The organism is Alkalisalibacterium limincola (assembly GCF_008017755.1).
In the GTDB taxonomy this organism is placed as follows: domain Bacteria; phylum Pseudomonadota; class Gammaproteobacteria; order Xanthomonadales; family Xanthomonadaceae; genus Alkalisalibacterium; species Alkalisalibacterium limincola.
Genome location: NZ_VRTS01000005.1, coordinates 36,913 through 52,257, shown reverse-complemented (window position 1 = coordinate 52,257; position 15,345 = coordinate 36,913). Strand labels below are relative to the sequence as shown.

At 70.2% G+C, this 15,345-nt stretch carries 9 protein-coding genes and 4 pseudogenes; 9 read left to right on the top strand and 4 right to left on the bottom strand.

What is annotated here, in order from left to right:
* Positions 1–4 precede the first annotated feature (4 nt).
* The 4 genes and pseudogenes from FU658_RS08290 to tatC all read left to right on the top strand — a co-directional run.
* Positions 5–676: pseudogene (locus tag FU658_RS08290) on the top strand (lipid-binding SYLF domain-containing protein); the annotation flags it as partial.
* A 141-nt stretch (positions 677–817) separates the two neighbouring features.
* Positions 818–1,051, top strand: a complete 234-nt coding sequence (gene tatA / locus FU658_RS08285) for a Sec-independent protein translocase subunit TatA (protein WP_147891657.1) — start codon at positions 818–820, stop codon at positions 1,049–1,051.
* Between the two features lie 23 nt (positions 1,052–1,074).
* Positions 1,075–1,584: a Sec-independent protein translocase protein TatB gene (tatB, locus tag FU658_RS08280; RefSeq protein WP_147891656.1), complete on the top strand. Its 510-nt coding sequence runs from the start codon at positions 1,075–1,077 to the stop codon at positions 1,582–1,584.
* Positions 1,581–2,333 carry a twin-arginine translocase subunit TatC gene (gene tatC / locus FU658_RS08275; protein WP_147891655.1) on the top strand — a complete coding sequence of 251 codons (753 nt, stop codon included), beginning with the start codon at positions 1,581–1,583 and terminating at the stop codon, positions 2,331–2,333. Before tatB ends, tatC begins: the two co-directional genes overlap by 4 nt.
* A gap of 69 nt (positions 2,334–2,402) precedes the next feature.
* On the opposite strand, the gene FU658_RS08270 is transcribed toward tatC, so the two are convergent.
* Together FU658_RS08270 and FU658_RS08265 are read right to left on the bottom strand one after the other, a co-directional pair.
* Positions 2,403–3,257, bottom strand: a complete 855-nt coding sequence (locus tag FU658_RS08270; RefSeq protein WP_147891654.1) for a BPSS1780 family membrane protein — start codon at positions 3,255–3,257, stop codon at positions 2,403–2,405.
* Between the two features lie 24 nt (positions 3,258–3,281).
* Positions 3,282–4,001, bottom strand: a complete 720-nt coding sequence (locus FU658_RS08265; RefSeq protein WP_147891653.1) for a glutamine amidotransferase — start codon at positions 3,999–4,001, stop codon at positions 3,282–3,284.
* A 103-nt stretch (positions 4,002–4,104) separates the two neighbouring features.
* Between FU658_RS08265 and glyQ the strand changes: the two genes are divergently transcribed.
* The 5 genes and pseudogenes from glyQ to FU658_RS08245 all read left to right on the top strand — a co-directional run bounded on the left by glyQ (position 4,105) and on the right by FU658_RS08245 (position 12,691).
* Positions 4,105–5,028 (top strand): glycine--tRNA ligase subunit alpha, encoded by a 924-nt coding sequence (gene glyQ, locus FU658_RS08260; RefSeq protein WP_147891652.1) that lies wholly within the window; start codon positions 4,105–4,107, stop codon positions 5,026–5,028.
* Positions 5,028–7,135, top strand: a pseudogene (gene glyS, locus FU658_RS08255) (glycine--tRNA ligase subunit beta). The gene glyQ and the pseudogene glyS overlap by 1 nt, the downstream one beginning before the upstream one ends.
* Before the next feature lie 72 nt (positions 7,136–7,207).
* A pseudogene (locus FU658_RS16035) lies at positions 7,208–7,474 on the top strand (POTRA domain-containing protein); the annotation flags it as partial.
* Positions 7,475–7,514: 40 nt separating this feature from the next.
* Complete coding sequence (locus FU658_RS08250) at positions 7,515–8,963, top strand: autotransporter assembly complex protein TamA (RefSeq protein WP_147891651.1); 1,449 nt, start codon at positions 7,515–7,517, stop codon at positions 8,961–8,963.
* The gene (locus FU658_RS08245) at positions 8,960–12,691 is read left to right on the top strand and encodes a translocation/assembly module TamB domain-containing protein (protein WP_147891650.1); all 3,732 of its coding nucleotides are present in this window, start codon (positions 8,960–8,962) and stop codon (positions 12,689–12,691) included. Before FU658_RS08250 ends, FU658_RS08245 begins: the two co-directional genes overlap by 4 nt.
* Before the next feature lie 17 nt (positions 12,692–12,708).
* On the opposite strand, the gene FU658_RS08240 is transcribed toward FU658_RS08245, so the two are convergent.
* Both FU658_RS08240 and mnmG read right to left on the bottom strand, forming a co-directional pair.
* A complete protein-coding gene (locus tag FU658_RS08240; RefSeq protein ID WP_147891649.1) occupies positions 12,709–13,284 on the bottom strand; it encodes a DUF2062 domain-containing protein in 576 nt (191 codons plus the stop codon).
* A gap of 7 nt (positions 13,285–13,291) precedes the next feature.
* A pseudogene (gene mnmG, locus FU658_RS08235) lies at positions 13,292–15,182 on the bottom strand (tRNA uridine-5-carboxymethylaminomethyl(34) synthesis enzyme MnmG).
* Positions 15,183–15,345 lie beyond the last annotated feature (163 nt).

The following is a 15,345-nucleotide window of genomic DNA, read 5'->3' as shown; positions in this document are numbered from 1 at the left end:
GTCCATGCGTCGTTTCGCCCTTGCTTTTGCTGCCTTCGCGCTTGTCATCGCCGGCCAGGCCCAGGCCCAGTCGGTCGAGGAGCGTCGCGCACCGATGCGGTGGAGGTGCTCGACCAGTTGATGCTGATGCCGGAACAGGCGATCCCCGAGGCGCTGCTGCGCAATGCGCAGGCGGTGGCGGTGATCCCGAACCTGGTCAAGGCCGGGCTGGTCATCGGCGGCGCGCGGCCGCGGCCTGATCTCGGTGCGCCAGCCCGACGGGTCCTGGTCGGCGCCCAGCTTCGTCACCCTGACCGGCGGCAGCATCGGCTTCCAGGCCGGCGTGCAGAGCCAGGACCTGATCCTGGTGTTCCGCAGCCAGAAGGGCGTGGATTCCATCGTCCATGGCAAGTTCACGCTGGGGGCGGATGCGGCGGTCGCCGCCGGGCCGGTGGGCCGCAGCGCCCAGGCCTCGACCGACGAGCAGCTGCGTGCCGAGATCTACTCCTACTCGCGCTCGCGCGGCCTGTTCGCCGGCGTCTCTCTGGATGGCGCGGTGATGACGATCGACCATCGGGCCAACCAGCGCGTCTACGGGCGCAACACGACGCCGCGGGCCGTGTTCGAGGGCCGTGCGCCGAGCCCGAACGACACGATCGTGGATTTCCGCGACCGGCTCGAGGAATACACCTCGCGCTGACGCGGCTCCGGGCCGGCACCCTGGCGTGCCGGAGCGGGTGCGCCGGGCGGGCCCGCAGCGGCGACGGCGTCGCATTCGTGCCGGGCCGGCTGGAGTATGCTTGGGGCCTGGCTTTCCTGACCACTTAGAGGTGGAGCAATGGCTCCCAGCATCTGGCAAATCCTGATCGTCCTGCTCATCGTGCTGCTGCTGTTCGGCACCAAGCGCCTGCGCAACGTCGGCTCCGACCTGGGGGCCGCGATAAAGGGCTTCCGCACCGGCATGAAGGACGGCAAGGAGGAGGACAAGGACCCCGAGCAGCTCGGCAAGGACGAGGCGCCCGGGGCCGAAGTGCACAAGCGCGAGCAGGACAAGCAGGACGCCGGTCGCTGAGCGCGCCCTGGCGCATCCCCTGAATGTTCGACATCAGCTTCGTCGAAATCGCGCTGGTCATGGTGATCGCGCTGCTCGTGCTGGGTCCCGAGCGCCTGCCTCGTGCCGCCAAGATGGTGGGCCTGTGGGTGCGTCGTGCCAAGGCCAGCTGGTACTCGGTCAAGGCCGAATTCGAGCGCGAGCTGGCCGACGAGGAGCTCAAGCGCAGCCTGCAGGAGGCGCAGCGCGACATCAACGAGGCCAGGAAGGATTTCGAGGCCGCCACGCGTGAGCCGGTGGCCGCGGTCGACGAGGTCTCCAAGGCCACCGGGGAGGCAGGCCGGTCGCTGAAGCAGTCGCTGGCGGCGGACGCTTCCGGGACGGCATCCGGGGAGAAGGCCGGGGCCGCGGCGGATGATGCTCCGGCGCCCATGCCCGCGCCCGCCTCCCAGGACGAACAGCCGCCAGTCGACGACGCCGGCCCCGGCGCCGACGGGGCGCCGCGGCCGCACGCGGACGATCGCCCGGAAGTCGACGGAAAGTCCGGCCAATGAATCGTCCCGGCGCCGAGCACGAACGCGAGGAAGGCCTGGTCACCCACCTGGTCGAGCTGCGCGCCCGGCTGGTGCGGGCGGTGCTGGCGGTGATGCTCGTGTTCATCGCGCTGCTGCCGTTCGCGCAGCGCATCTATGCGCAGTTCGCCCAGCCGCTGCTGCAGCAACTGCCGGCCGGCGGCCAGATCATCGCGATCGACGTCGCCAGCCCGTTCTTCGCTCCAATCAAGCTGGCCTTCTTCGCCGCACTGGTCATCGCGATGCCGGTGGTGCTCTACCAGCTGTGGGCATTCGTCGCACCCGGCCTGTACCGGCACGAGAAGAAGCTGGCGGTGCCGCTGCTGGTCTCCGCGGTGGCGCTGTTCTACCTGGGCGTGGTTTTCGCCTGGTTCGCGGTGCTGCCGCTGGTGTTCGCCTTCCTCACCGCGGTCACGCCCGAGGGCGTGGCGATGATGACCGACATCACCCGTTACCTGGACTTCGTGTTGCTGATGTTCATGGCCTTCGGCCTGAGCTTCGAACTGCCGGTGGCGGTGGTCATCATGGCCGCGCTGGGCTGGGTCGACATCGACCAGCTGCGCGCGGCGCGGCCGTACGTCATCGTCGGCATCTTCGTGCTGGCCGCGATCATCACGCCGCCCGATGCGGTGTCGCAGATCATGCTCGGCGTGCCGATGTGCCTGCTTTACGAGCTTGGCATCATCGCCGCGCGCATGGTGGTCCGCGGAAACGCCGACGCGACCACCTGAGGCGACCACGCGGCCGCAGGACCTCCGTCGCGCCGGAGCCCGGCCGCCTGGCCAGGCGTCGCTCCGGCCCTAGAGCTCGGCGCTGACCTCGCGGATGGTGTCGTCCGGTCCGCCCGCGCCGGCCGCGTCTTCCGCCCCGAACACGTCGCGCCAGGCCATCAGGTGGCCGCAGGCAAGCACCGCCATGACGCCGGCATTGAGCAGGATGCTCAGCAGCATCTGGCCTGCCGCCTGCGCCGCCTCGCCCAGAAGGCCGAGGATCAGGCCCAGCACCATGCCCACCAGCAGCATCGCGACGCTGGCGATGACGATGGCGACGAACATGCACAGCAGGTAGACCAGCACCGCGCCCAGGTTGGCCATGGACGCCCTGAGGCTGGTGGCGATCGCCCGCAGGCCGGGCTGGCCGTCGAGCATCGCCAGCGGGATGCCGAAAAGCGTGGCGGAAAAGGTGGCCACGCCACCGAACACCACCACCAGGAACATCCAGGGAATCGCACCGCGATTGACCTGCGAATAGTCGGGTTCCTCGCCGGTGGCGATGAGCTGCAGGTTCTCCTGCCCCAGCGCACCGGCCAGCATCGTCACGACCACGAGTCCGAAGACGATCTGCGGGACGGCCATCCACATCAGCGCGCCGGCACGCCCGTTGCGGAACGCCGCGAACACGTCCGACGGTGCGGCCGGTCCGCCGGCATCGATGCTGCGGGCCATCGCCACCAGCCCACCCATCAGCACCGGGTAGACGAACACCAGCACGACCAGCGCGAGCATCGCCAAGGGTCCGAAAAGCCCCGGCAGGGTGGCCAGCACCGACACCATCAGCGCGCCGAGCAGGATCGGCCGGGCCTGCTTCTCGATGATGTGGATGCTGTCGTTGAGCCACTTGGCCCCGCGTCCTGCGCCGGTCTTCCTGATCTGCATGGGGAGGTCTCTCCTGGTAAGGGGTCAGCCGCGCTCGCGCGCGAAGCGCACGAAGCGGCGCATCACGTTGCGCGCCGTCGGGGCGGCACCCACGCCGGCGGCGAGGGATGCCGGGCACAGCCCTTCCGCGGCGATCACTTCGGCGCGGGCGTGGATGTATCCGCGCATGATGCCGGCGCTGAACTCGGGATGGAACTGCACGCCCCAGGCGTGCGTGCCGACGCGGAAGGCCTGGCACTCGTCGCCGGCCGAACGGGCCAGCACCACGGCGCCGGGCGGTGGCGCCAGCACGGTCTGCAGGTGGGTGAGCTGGGCGTCGAAGCGTGCCGGCAGGCCCGCCAGCAGCGGATCGTCCCCAGCCTCGGGATGCAGGTCGACCGGGTGGGTGCCCATCTCGCGGCCGCGGGGGTTGTCGCCGACCGTGCCGCCGAGCGCGTGGGCCAGCAGCTGATGGCCATAGCAGATGCCGAACACGGGCAGCCCGCGATCGTTCGCGTCGCGGAGCCAGTCGGCACTGCGTTCGCTCCAGTCGTGGCGCTCGGTGACCATTGCACCGGAGCCCGACACGATGACGCCGGCAAAACCCTCCGGCTGCGGCAGGTCGTCGCCGGCGATGACCCGGCAACCCACCGCGTCGTCCGGCCCCAGGCCGGCGGCCACGCGGATCCAGTGGCCGAAGCTGCCATGGCGGCGCAGCGGGGGCACCGGCAGGCCGGTTTCCAGGATCAGGAACGGTAGGCTCATGGCAACGGGACGATTCCTCGGGAGGGGCCGCCGGACGGCGGCTCGCGGGCCCGCGCCGGCGGAGCGCCGGTATACTAGCGCGCTTTACGCTACGGGCTTGCCGATGGCCGCGCCGACCTTCCAGGAAATGATCCAGACCCTCAACGCCTACTGGGGCGCACAGGGCTGCGTGCTCGTCCAGCCGCTCGACCTGGAGGTCGGGGCCGGCACCTTCCATCCGGCGACCTTCCTGCGTTCGCTGGGTCCGGAGCCGTGGAATGCGGCCTACGTGCAGCCCTGCCGGCGCCCGACCGACGGCCGCTACGGCGAGAACCCGAACCGGCTGCAGCGCTACTACCAGTACCAGGTGGTGATGAAGCCGAGCCCGGCCGACATCGTCGAGCGCTACTTCGGCTCGCTGCGCGCCCTCGGCGTGGACCCGCTGGTGCATGACCTGCGGCTGGTCGAGGACAACTGGGAGTCGCCGACCCTGGGCGCCTGGGGCCTGGGTTGGGAGGTTTGGCTCAACGGCATGGAGGTCACCCAGTTCACCTACTTCCAGCAGGCCGGTGGCGTGGAGTGCAAGCCGGTGCTGGGCGAGATCACCTACGGGCTCGAGCGCCTGTGCATGTACCTGCAGAACGTCGACGACGTGTTCGACATCGTCTGGACGGTCGGGCCCGACGGCCACCCGGTGACCTATCGCGACGTCTACCACCAGAACGAGGTCGAGCAGAGCACCTACAACTTCGAGCACGCCGACGTGGCCGAGCTGTTCCACCGCTTCGACGCCTGCGAGTCCGAGGCGTTGAAGCTGGTCGAGGCCGGCCTGCCGCTGCCGGCCTACGAGCAGGTGATCAAGGCCAGCCACTGCTTCAACCTGCTCGATGCGCGCCGCGCGATCAGCGTGACCGAGCGCCAGCGTTACATCCTGCGCGTGCGCACGCTCAGCCGCGAAGTGGCGGTGAGCTACCACGCCCAGCGCGAGAAACTGGGCTTCCCCGGCCTGCGTCAGCCGGCACCCGCCAACGACGGGGAGACCGCGTGATGGCCGTCGCCAAGACCCTGCTGATCGAGATCGGCACCGAGGAACTCCCCATCAAGGCCCTGCCCGGCCTGGCCCAGGCGCTTTACGACGGCGTGGTCGCCGGCCTGCACAAGCGCGGCATCAACGTGGCCGACGAGGTCGGCACCCGGGTGGCGCGCGCGCTCTACACTCCCCGCCGCCTGGCGGTGTGGCTGCCGGCGGTCGCGTCCGAGCAGCCGCTGAGCGAAGAACCGGTGCTGGGCCCGGCGGTGTCGATCGGGCGCGATGCCGACGGCAACCCGACCCCGGCGCTGCTGGGCTTCGCGAAGAAGGCCAACGTGGACGTGTCCGAGCTGGTCGAGATCGAGCACAACCAGGGGCCGCGCTATGGCTTCATGCGCCGGGTCGGCGGCGTGTCCACTGCCAGCCTGTTGCCCGACATCCTGGCCGAGGCGGTCAAGGCGATGCCGATTCCCAAGCCGATGCGCTGGGGAGACAACACGCATGCCTTCGCGCGCCCGGTGCATTGGCTGGTCATGCTGCTCGACGATGCGGTGGTCGATGCCGACCTGTTCGGCCTGCGCGCCGACCGGATGAGCCGCGGACACCGCTTCCACCACGACAAGTCGGTCTGGGTGGGGCATGCGGGCGAGTACGTCGAGATCATGCGCAGCGCCAAGGTGCTGGTCGATCCCGACGAGCGCCGCGAGGCGATCCGCAGCCAGGTCGAGCGGCTGGCCGGCGGGCTTGATGGCGTGGCACGCATCGAGCCGGGCAACCTCGACGAGGTCAATTGCCTCGTGGAGTGGCCCAGGGCGATCGCCTGCAATTTCGACGAGGCGTTCCTGGACGTGCCGCCGGAGGCCCTCGTGCGCACGATGGAGGCGAATCAGAAGTTCTTCCCGGTGCTCGACGCCGAGGGCGGGCTGACGCGCCACTTCATCGGCGTGGCCAACATCGAGTCGCGCGACGAATCCGAAGTGGCCAGGGGCTACGAGCGCGTGATCCGTCCACGCTTCGCCGACGCGAAGTTCTTCTTCGACACCGACGCGAGGCAGGGGCTGGAGGCGATGAACGCCGGCCTCTCGGCCGTCACCTACCAGCAGAAGCTGGGGACCCTGGCCGACAAGGTCGCGCGGGTGTCGGCACTTGCCGAATCGATCGCCGGCCAGGTCGGTGTCGATCCGGCCCTGGCGCAACGTGCCGCCGGGCTGGCCAAGGCCGACCTGCAATCGCTGCTGGTCGGCGAGTTCCCGGAGTTGCAGGGCATCGCCGGCCGCCACTACGCGCTGGTCGGTGGTGAATCGGCCGAACTGGCCGCGGCGCTGGACGAGGTCTACATGCCGCGCTTCGCCGGCGACGACATCGCGCCCAGCCCGCTGGGCCGGGTGCTGGCGGTGGCCGAGCGGCTGGACACGCTGGCCGGTGGATTCGCCGCCGGGCTCAGGCCGACCGGCAACAAGGATCCGTTCGCGCTGCGCCGCAATGCGCTGGGCCTTGCGCGTACGTTGATCGAGGGCGACATGGCGCTGGAGCTGCAGCCGCTGATCGATCACGCGGTGTCGCTGCTGCCGATCGCGCCCTCCGCCGACGACAAAACCGAAACGATCGCCCTGGACCTCTACGACTTCATCTTCGACCGCCTGCGGGGCTACTACGCAGAGCGCGGTGTGCCGGCCGAGCAGTTCGAGGCGGTGCTCGCGGTCCGCCCGGTGTCGCTGCAGGATTTCGACGCGCGCCTGGTCGCCATCGCCGAATTCGCCAGGCTGCCCGAGGCGGAAGCCCTGGCTGCGGCGAACAAGCGCATCCGCAACATCCTTCGCAAGGCCGAGGAGGACATCCCCGACAAGGTGTCGCGCTCGCGCCTGCAGGACGAGGCCGAGATCGCGCTGGCGGAGTCGGTGGAGGCGGCCATCCGCGAGACGGACTCCGCGTTGGCCGGGCGCGACTACGTGGCGGTGCTCAAGCGCCTGGCCTGGGTGCGTCAGCCGGTCGACCGCTTCTTCGACGAGGTCATGGTGATGGCCGAGGACCCGGCGCTGCGCGAGAACCGCCTGGCCCTGCTCAAGCGCCTGGCCGACGCTTCGCGGCGGTGGCCGCCGTGGAGCAGCTGTCGCCTGCCCAGTAGGCGGCAGGGCCCGGGGCGAGCCTGATTCCATGCCCACGCGGCGTGAACATCCGGTGCCGGTATGCTGGGCGCATGGAAGGAACCGTGTACCGCGCGGCGCTCGCTGGAGTGTTGCTGTCGATTCTGGCGACCGCCCCGGCGCAGGCCGGCGTGCTGGGCGAGGTGCGGGTGCGCGGCGTGGCCGGCGTGGCGCTGGAGAATGTCGAGTCCGCGCTGTCGCTCAACCGCCTCAGCGACACCCAGCGCGAGCAGATGACCGAGGCCCGCCTGGACTACATGCTCCGGCAGGTGCCCGCCGAGGTGCGGCGCGCGCTGGAACCCTACGGCTACTACCACCCCGAGATCGACGTGCAGCGCCAGCCACGCGGCGACCGCTTCGATGTGCGCATCGACGTCGACGCCGGTCTACCGGTGCGCGTCACCTCGCGCAACGTGCGCATCGAAGGCGCGCGCCGGCGACCCCGAGCTGCAGGCGGCGCGTCGCACCTTCGCGCCGCTCCAGGGCGAGATCTTCGATCATCGCCGCTACGAGGCCAGCAAGTCGGTCATCGAACGCTTGCTGAGCGAGCGTGGCTATTTCGACGCGCGCCCCGCCGGGCAGGAGGTCATTGTCACCCGGGCCGAGCGCAGCGCCGAGGTCGACGTCGGCTGGGACAGCGGCGAGCGGTACGTGTTCGGCGAGGTCGAGGTGGGCGAGCACCAGCTGCGACCGGGCCTGATCGAGAAGCTGGTGCCGTGGGAGCCCGGTGAGCCCTACCACCAGTCGTACCTGCTGGAGCTCCAGCAGACCCTGACCGACCTGGACTACTTCGCCGTCATCGACATCACGCCGGCGCCCCGGGAGTCCGAGGGGCTCGACGTGCCGGTGCAGGTTTCGTTGACTCCAGCCAAGCGCAGCATCTACAGCGCCGGGCTGGGCTACGGGACCGACAGCGGCGCCGGCATCCAGCTGGGCTTCGAGCGTCGCTGGGTGAACACCCGCGGCCACAAGTGGCGCAACGTGCTGGACTGGTCGCAGCGCCGTCAGCTGTTGACCACCCAGTATCGGATTCCGGCCTTCGACCAGTTCGCCGGCTGGTACACCGGTGCGTTCAACCTCCGGCGCGAGATCACCGCCGATATCGATACCGAACTCATCGAGGCGGTGGTCAACCGGACCGGACAGATCGGCTTGTGGACGGTTTCGGCCGGCCTGCACGCGCAGCGCGAGCGCTACCGTTTCGGGGAACAGGAGGAGCGCGAGTACGCGACCCTGGTCTTTCCGGCGCTGCGGGCGCAGACCAGTCGCGGCGACGATCCGCTCTATCCCACCCGCGGCTGGTCGCTGGTCGCCGAGATCAAGGCCGGGTCCGAGGCCATCGGATCCGGAACCGACTTCGTGCAGGCCTACCTGCAGGGGCGCTACGTGATGTCGTTCGGCGAATCCACGCGGCTGCTGCTGCGCGCCGAACTGGGCACCACGTCGTCCGACAGCTTCGAGACGATGCCCCCGTCACTGCGCTTCTTCGCCGGTGGCGACCGTTCCGTGCGTGGCTATGGGTTCAAGGAACTGGGCCCGCGCGTGGACGATGTCGTGGTGGGCGGCGAGAACCTCAGTGTCCTCAGTATCGAGGTCGAGCGCATGTTCACCGACACCTGGGGCGCGGCGGTGTTCATCGACGCGGGCAATGCGTTCAATTCGCGCGGCGACTTCGAGAACCGCATCGGCGTCGGTGCCGGCGTACGCTGGCGCTCGCCGGTCGGGCCGGTCCGCGTGGACATCGCGCACGGACTCGATGATCCCGAGCAGTCGGTGCGGTTGCACATCAACATCGGGCCCTACCTGTGAGGCGCTGGCTGCTGTGGATCGGCGCGGGGTTGGCGGCCCTGGTGCTGGTCGTGGTGCTGGGGCTCGCGTGGCTGCTCAACACCGGCAGCGGGCGCGATGTGGTGCTGGGTCGCGTGGCGGCCGCGTTGCCGCCGGGCGCACTGACCTGGGAGCGTGCCGAAGGCCGCCTGAGTGGCCTGGTGGTCCTGCATGGGCTGCACTACCAGGTCGAGGACGGGCTGGACGTCCGGATCGAACGTGCCGAGCTGGATGCCCGGGTGCGCGCGCTGCTGGGACGCAAGCTCGACGTGCGGCGGCTGTGGCTGGAGGGGGTCGAGGTGCGCCTGGCCGAAACCGACGATGCGCCGCCGGCCGACCCCTGGCAATGGCCCGAGGATCTGCCGCAGCTGGATCTGCCGGTGAAGGTCGAAGTGGCCGAGCTGGGCGTGCGCCGGCTGGAACTGATGGCGGCCGACGAGGTGCCGCTGCTCGAGGTCTCGCGCCTGGATGCCACGGGCCGTCTCGGCGACGGCCGCCTTGAGCTGACGCAGCTGGATGTCGACAGCGACCGTGGCGACCTGCGCCTGCGCGCCGAGCTCGACAGTGGCCAGCGCTATGCCACCGAACTCTCCGGCAGCTTCGTCCTGCCCGAGGTCGGAGAGCCCGGCCAGGCGCAGGCTGCCCGTTTCCGGGCCGGACTTTACGGCAACCTCGATGCGCTGGCGCTGGAGCTCACCGGTCGGGCCCCGGGCGAGGTGTCGCTGCAACTGCGGCTGGACGATCTCGCATCGCAGACACCGAGCTGGCAGCTGGATCTCGACGCCGGCCCGGTCAATCCGCGATTGTTCGGCGCCGAGGACGATACGCCGGTCGTGGCCCGCCTGCAGGCGCGCGGCGCAGGCCTGCGTGCCGATCTGGAGGGGCGCGTGGAACGTGACGGCATGGAGATCGACATCGCGCCCTCGACCGTGGAATGGACCGGTGAGGTGTTGCTGCTCGAGCCGCTGGTGCTGGGCCTTTACGAAGGCATCGTGCGGCTGGAGGGCCAGGCGGCGCTGGCGGGTGGCGCCGGCGACATTGATCTTCAGGCGCTCATCGAGGGCGTGGTGATTCGCCAGGAAGAACAGGCGCCGCTGACGATCGATGGTCGCCTGGCGGTCGAGGGCGAGCCCGATGCCTGGCGCATCGAGGGGACGACCGCGTTCGAACGCGACGGCGAACAGGCGACGCTGCAGCTGCGCGGTGAAGGTGACCGTGAGCGGCTGCGGCTGGACACACTGCGTGCCGATGTGCCCGGAGGCGATGTGGTGGGTTCGGGTGAGGTGGCCTGGTCCCCGGTGCTGGCCTGGACGCTGGACGCCCGCCTGCAGGCCTTCGACCCGGGCTACTTCAATCCGGACTTCCCCGGGCGGATCGACGCGGCCCTGAGTTCGCAGGGCCAGGCCCGCGACGACCAGGGCGTGGATGCCCGGGTCGAGCTCGACGATATCGGCGGCCAGCTGCGTGGCCGCGCGCTTTCGGGCCAGGCGGCACTGGACTGGCGCGGCGATCGAGGGGACGTGACCCTGGCCCTGGGCATCGGCGCCAGCCGCATCCGCGGCGGCGGGGCGATTGGCGAGGTACTGGACCTGGCCTTCGAGCTCGACCCGCTGCAACTGCAGGACCTGTTGCCGGACGCCGCCGGTGTGGTGCGCGGCGAGGTGGCGTTGGCCGGGCCGGCGCAGAGCCCCGACATCCAGGCGGACCTGCGCGGTTCCACGCTCAGGTATGGCGATCACGAGGTCGAAACCCTGCGGGTACGCGGCGAACTCCCCGGGCAGGGCGCACGCGGTCGCCTCGACGCCAGCCTCGGCGGCGCGGTGCTGGGCGGCGTGGCGCTCGATTCGCTGCAGGCGCAGGTCGAGGGGTCGCTGGCGCAGGCCGAGATCGCGCTGCAGGCCGATGGCGAGGTGGGGACGCTGGACATGGCGGCCAGCACGCGGCGCAGCGACGGGGAGCTGGCCGGCGAACTCCAGGCGCTGCGCTACGCACCGCCGCGCGGAGCGCCCTGGCAACTCGAGGCGCCGGCGGACTTCGTCGTCGGGGACGGCCGTGCCCGACTGTCACGCGCGTGCCTGAGTGCCGCGACCGCGAGGGCCTGTGTCGAGGCGGACTGGCCCGAGCGTGCCGTGGTCGAGGCCCGCGACCTGCCGCTGGCGATGCTTGACCCATGGCTGTCCGAGGATGCTGTGGACTTCCACGTCGAAGGCATCGTCGACGTGGATGCCGAGTTCACGCAGCAGGACGGGCAAGTGGTGGGTAATGCCCGGGTCGTGTCCGAGGGCGGGGTGGTGCGCCTGAGCGAAGCGGGTACGCGGGAACTGCTGACCTATCAGAGACTGCTGCTGGAGGTCGACCTGGGTTCCGAGCGGATCGATGCGAACCTGGACCTGCGACTGTCCGGCGAGGACTATGCCCGCGGTCGTTTCCGGCTCGACCGCGATGACGAGGCTGCGCTCGAGGGTGACCTGCAGGTGCAGGTCAGCGACCTGGCCTTCGTCGAACTCTTCTCGCCCGACATCGTGGTACCGCAGGGTGAGCTCTCTGGACGCCTGGCGGTTGCGGGCACGCTGGATGCGCCGCGTATTTCCGGAGACGCGGGCCTGCGCAACTTCAGTGCCGAGCTGCCTGCACTGGGCATCAGCCTCGAAGGCAGCCAGGTGCTGCTGCGTGGCGACGGCAGTGGGGAGGCGATCCTCGAGGGAGAGCTGCATTCCGGAGAGGGCACCATCACCATCACCGGTCGCCAGATCGCCAGCACCGGCGAGGGCGAACCGCGACGCATCGAGATCGAGGTGCAGGGGGCCGACTTCCTCGCCGCGGACCTGCCCGAGCTGCGCGCCGTGGTGTCGCCCGACCTGCAGGTCGTGGTGACTGATCGCCTGCACGTGCGCGGCCGCGTGGACGTGGACAGTGCGCGGCTGGACCTGGAGCAGCTTGAATCCACCACGTCGCCCTCACCCGACGTGGTGGTGGTCGACCCCGTCGAGCCCGCCGGTGGCCCCCGCATGCCGATCGATGCATTGGTGACCGTCGCCCTGGGCGATGACGTCGAGCTGGTCGGCTTCGGGCTGGAGGGTGAGTTGACCGGGGAGCTGCGGGTGCGCGAGGTGACGGGGCGTGCGACCACCGCGACCGGTGCGCTGGGGGTCAGCGGCGACTACACCGCCTACGGACAGGACCTGCGGCTGGAGAACGGACGGCTGGCCTGGGCCAGCAGCCCGATCGAGAACCCGACGCTGGACCTGGTCGCGCAGCGCAGCTTCGAGAACCACACCGTCGGCATTCGCGTGCGCGGCACGGCAAGACGTCCGACCACCGAGATCTTCTCCACTCCGCCAATGGACAACACCGAGGCGATGAGCTGGCTGGTGCTGGGTCGACCGCTGCGCACCGCCAGCGGCGAAGAGGGTCAGCAGCTGGGTGCGGCGGCGCTGGCGCTGGGCGCCGGCGGCAACTACCTGGCCGAGCAGATGGGCGCACGCCTGGGCCTGGATGAAGTCGGCGTCGCCGATTCGCGCGCCCTGGGAGGCGCCACCCTGAGCATCGGCAAGTACCTCTCGCCGCGCCTGCTGGTGAGCTACGGGGTGTCGCTGCTGGGCGATGGCCAGGTGTTGACGCTGAAGTACCTGCTGGGGCGCGGCTTCGACATCGAGATCGCCTCCGGCACCGAAAGCCGCGCCGCGCTCAACTGGCGGTTGGAGCGCTAGCGCCGGTGCGCTGATGGCTACTGGTTGTCGTGTCGCTCGTCGTGCTGGCGAAGGGCCTCGAGCTCGGCCATGCGCGCGCGGAAACGACTGGCTTCCCATGCCGCGATGCGCCAGGCGATGTCCGCCAGCAGCGCCACCGACACGCCGACGATGATGCCGCCGACCACCAGTGCGTTGGCCCCGCCGAGCAGGAAACCCAGCTCGCCACCCAGGCCCAGCATGCGCATCACCGAGTTGCCGATGTAGCCGGTGAAGCCGTAGATCGGCAGCAGGGTGAACGGGTTGGTGATGAACTGCAGGCCGACCGTGATCGTGAGGTTGCAACGCAGCAGCAGCGCGGCACCGAAGGCGGCCAGGAACTGCACGCCGAACAGCGGCAGGAAGGCCAGTATCGCGCCGCCGTAAAGGGCCGGCATCACGTGCTCGCGCTTGAACGACCACAGGAATGGACGCTTGCTGGCGTGCTCGGCGAACCACTTGATGACCGGATAGCGCGCGACGTTGGCCCGGCGCGGCAGGGGTCGCAGCAGGCGCCGTGCGAAGCCGCGGCGGCGGATCAGTTCACGCAGGTGGCGGTCGTGCTCGCGCTTCATCGATGCCTCAGGCGACGCGCTGGCGGGACTGGCGCACCAGGTGCACCAGCAGCAGCGAGATCGCCGCCGGGGTCACGCCGCTGATGCGCGCTGCCTGGCCGAGCGTGCCGGGGCGCGTGGCCTCCAGCTTCTGACGCACCTCCGAGGACAGGCCGGTCACGCCGGCATAGTCGAAGCCATCCGGGATCGGGAAGTCCTCGTTGCGGCGCTGGCGGTCGATCTGCTCGCGCTGGCGGTCCAGGTAGCCGGCGTACTTCGCCCCGATCTCGACCTGCTCGGCCACGCACGGATCGTCCACGCCCGGGCCCAGCGTCGGCACGCGCATCAGGGCGCGGTAGTCCAGTTCCGGGCGACGCAGCAGCTCAAGCACCGTGGTCTCCCGGCTCAACGGCACGCCCAGCACCGCCTCGACCTCGCGGCCCAGGGCGTTGCCCGGCGTGGCCCACTGGGCGCCCAGCCTGGATTGCTCGGCCTCGATCGCCTCGCGCTTGGCCTCGAAGCGGGCCCAGCGGTCGTCATCGACCAGGCCCATCGCGCGCCCGACCGGGGTCAGGCGCTGGTCGGCATTGTCCTCGCGCAGCTGCAGCCGGTACTCCGCGCGCGAGGTGAACATGCGGTACGGCTCGGTCGTGCCGTGGGTCACCAGGTCGTCGACCAGCACACCGAGGTAGGCCTCGTCGCGCCGCGGCACCCAGGCGGGAAGACCCTGCACCTGGCGCGCGGCGTTGAGGCCGGCAAGCAAACCCTGCGCGGCCGCCTCCTCGTAGCCGGTGGTGCCGTTGATCTGCCCGGCGAAGAACAGCCCGGAAATCGCACGCGTCTCCAGCGAGGCCTTCAGGCCGCGCGGGTCGAAGTAGTCGTACTCGATCGCGTAGCCCGGTCGGGTGATGTGCGCGTTGGCGCAGCCGGCCAGGCTGCGCACCAGGGCCAGCTGCACGTCGAAGGGCAGCGAGGTGGAGATGCCGTTGGGGTAGATCTCGGTGCAGTCCAGGCCCTCGGGCTCGATGAAGATCTGGTGGGAGTCCTTGTCGGCGAACCGCACCACCTTGTCCTCGATCGAGGGACAGTAGCGCGGGCCGACACCCTCGATCTGGCCGGAGAACATCGGCGAGCGGTCGAGCGCAGCACGGATGATGTCGTGGGTGCGCGCCGAGGTGTGGGTGATCCAGCAGCTGACCTGGCGCGGATGGTCCGCCGGGCTGCCGAGGAAGGAGAACGCCGGACGGGGATCGTCACCGGGTTGCTCGGCCATCGCGGCGAAGTCCAGGCTGCGGCTGTCCAGCCGGGGCGGCGTTCCCGTCTTCAGGCGTCCGACCGGCAGCGGATGCTCGCGCAGGCGCTGCGCCAGCGTCGTGGCCGGCAGGTCGCCGGCGCGACCCCCCGTCGCTCTGCGCCTGGCCGACATGGATGCGGCCGGCGAGGAAGGTGCCGGCGGTGAGTACGACGGTGGGGGCGAAGAAATCCTCGCCGAACTGGGTGCGCACGCCGAGGATGCGGTCGCCTTCCACCAGCAGGTCGTCGACCGGTTGCTGGAACAGGCTCAGGTTGGGCTGGCTTTCGACCAGGCGGCGGATCGCGGCCTTGTACAGCGCGCGGTCCGCCTGGCAGCGCGTCGCACGCACCGCCGGACCCTTGCGCGAGTTCAGCGTGCGCCACTGGATGCCGGACAGGTCGGCCGCGCGGGCCATCGCGCCACCCAGCGCGTCGATCTCTCGCACCAGGTGCCCCTTGCCGATGCCGCCGATGGCCGGGTTGCAGCTCATCTGCCCGATCGTTTCGATGCTGTGCGTGAGCAGCAGCGTGCGCGCGCCCGCGCGGGCGGCTGCCAACGCGGCTTCGGTGCCTGCGTGGCCGCCGCCCACGACGATGACGTCATGGCGGTGGAAATCGCTGCTCATAGGAGTCGCATTCTAATCCGGCGAAAGTTGGCACGCTTCATGCTTTATTCACTTTGCTCCCGCAGCGCAGGCGCTGCACGCGTCGAGTCGGTATTGGAACAGGGGCCGACCTTGGCTGCTCGCGGGATCACGGCCGGGAACCTTGGGGGAGGTTCCCGGCCAC

Coding starts and splice junctions, on each gene's coding strand:
- tatB (WP_147891656.1), top strand. CDS start 1,075: ATGTTCGACATCAGCTTCGTCGAAATCGCGCTGGTCATGGTGATCGCG.
- FU658_RS08250 (WP_147891651.1), top strand. CDS start 7,515: ATGTGCGCATCGACGTCGACGCCGGTCTACCGGTGCGCGTCACCTCGC.
- glyQ (WP_147891652.1), top strand. CDS start 4,105: ATGGCCGCGCCGACCTTCCAGGAAATGATCCAGACCCTCAACGCCTAC.
- FU658_RS08265 (WP_147891653.1), bottom strand. CDS start 4,001: ATGAGCCTACCGTTCCTGATCCTGGAAACCGGCCTGCCGGTGCCCCCG.
- tatA (WP_147891657.1), top strand. CDS start 818: ATGGCTCCCAGCATCTGGCAAATCCTGATCGTCCTGCTCATCGTGCTG.
- tatC (WP_147891655.1), top strand. CDS start 1,581: ATGAATCGTCCCGGCGCCGAGCACGAACGCGAGGAAGGCCTGGTCACC.
- FU658_RS08270 (WP_147891654.1), bottom strand. CDS start 3,257: ATGCAGATCAGGAAGACCGGCGCAGGACGCGGGGCCAAGTGGCTCAAC.
- FU658_RS08240 (WP_147891649.1), bottom strand. CDS start 13,284: ATGAAGCGCGAGCACGACCGCCACCTGCGTGAACTGATCCGCCGCCGC.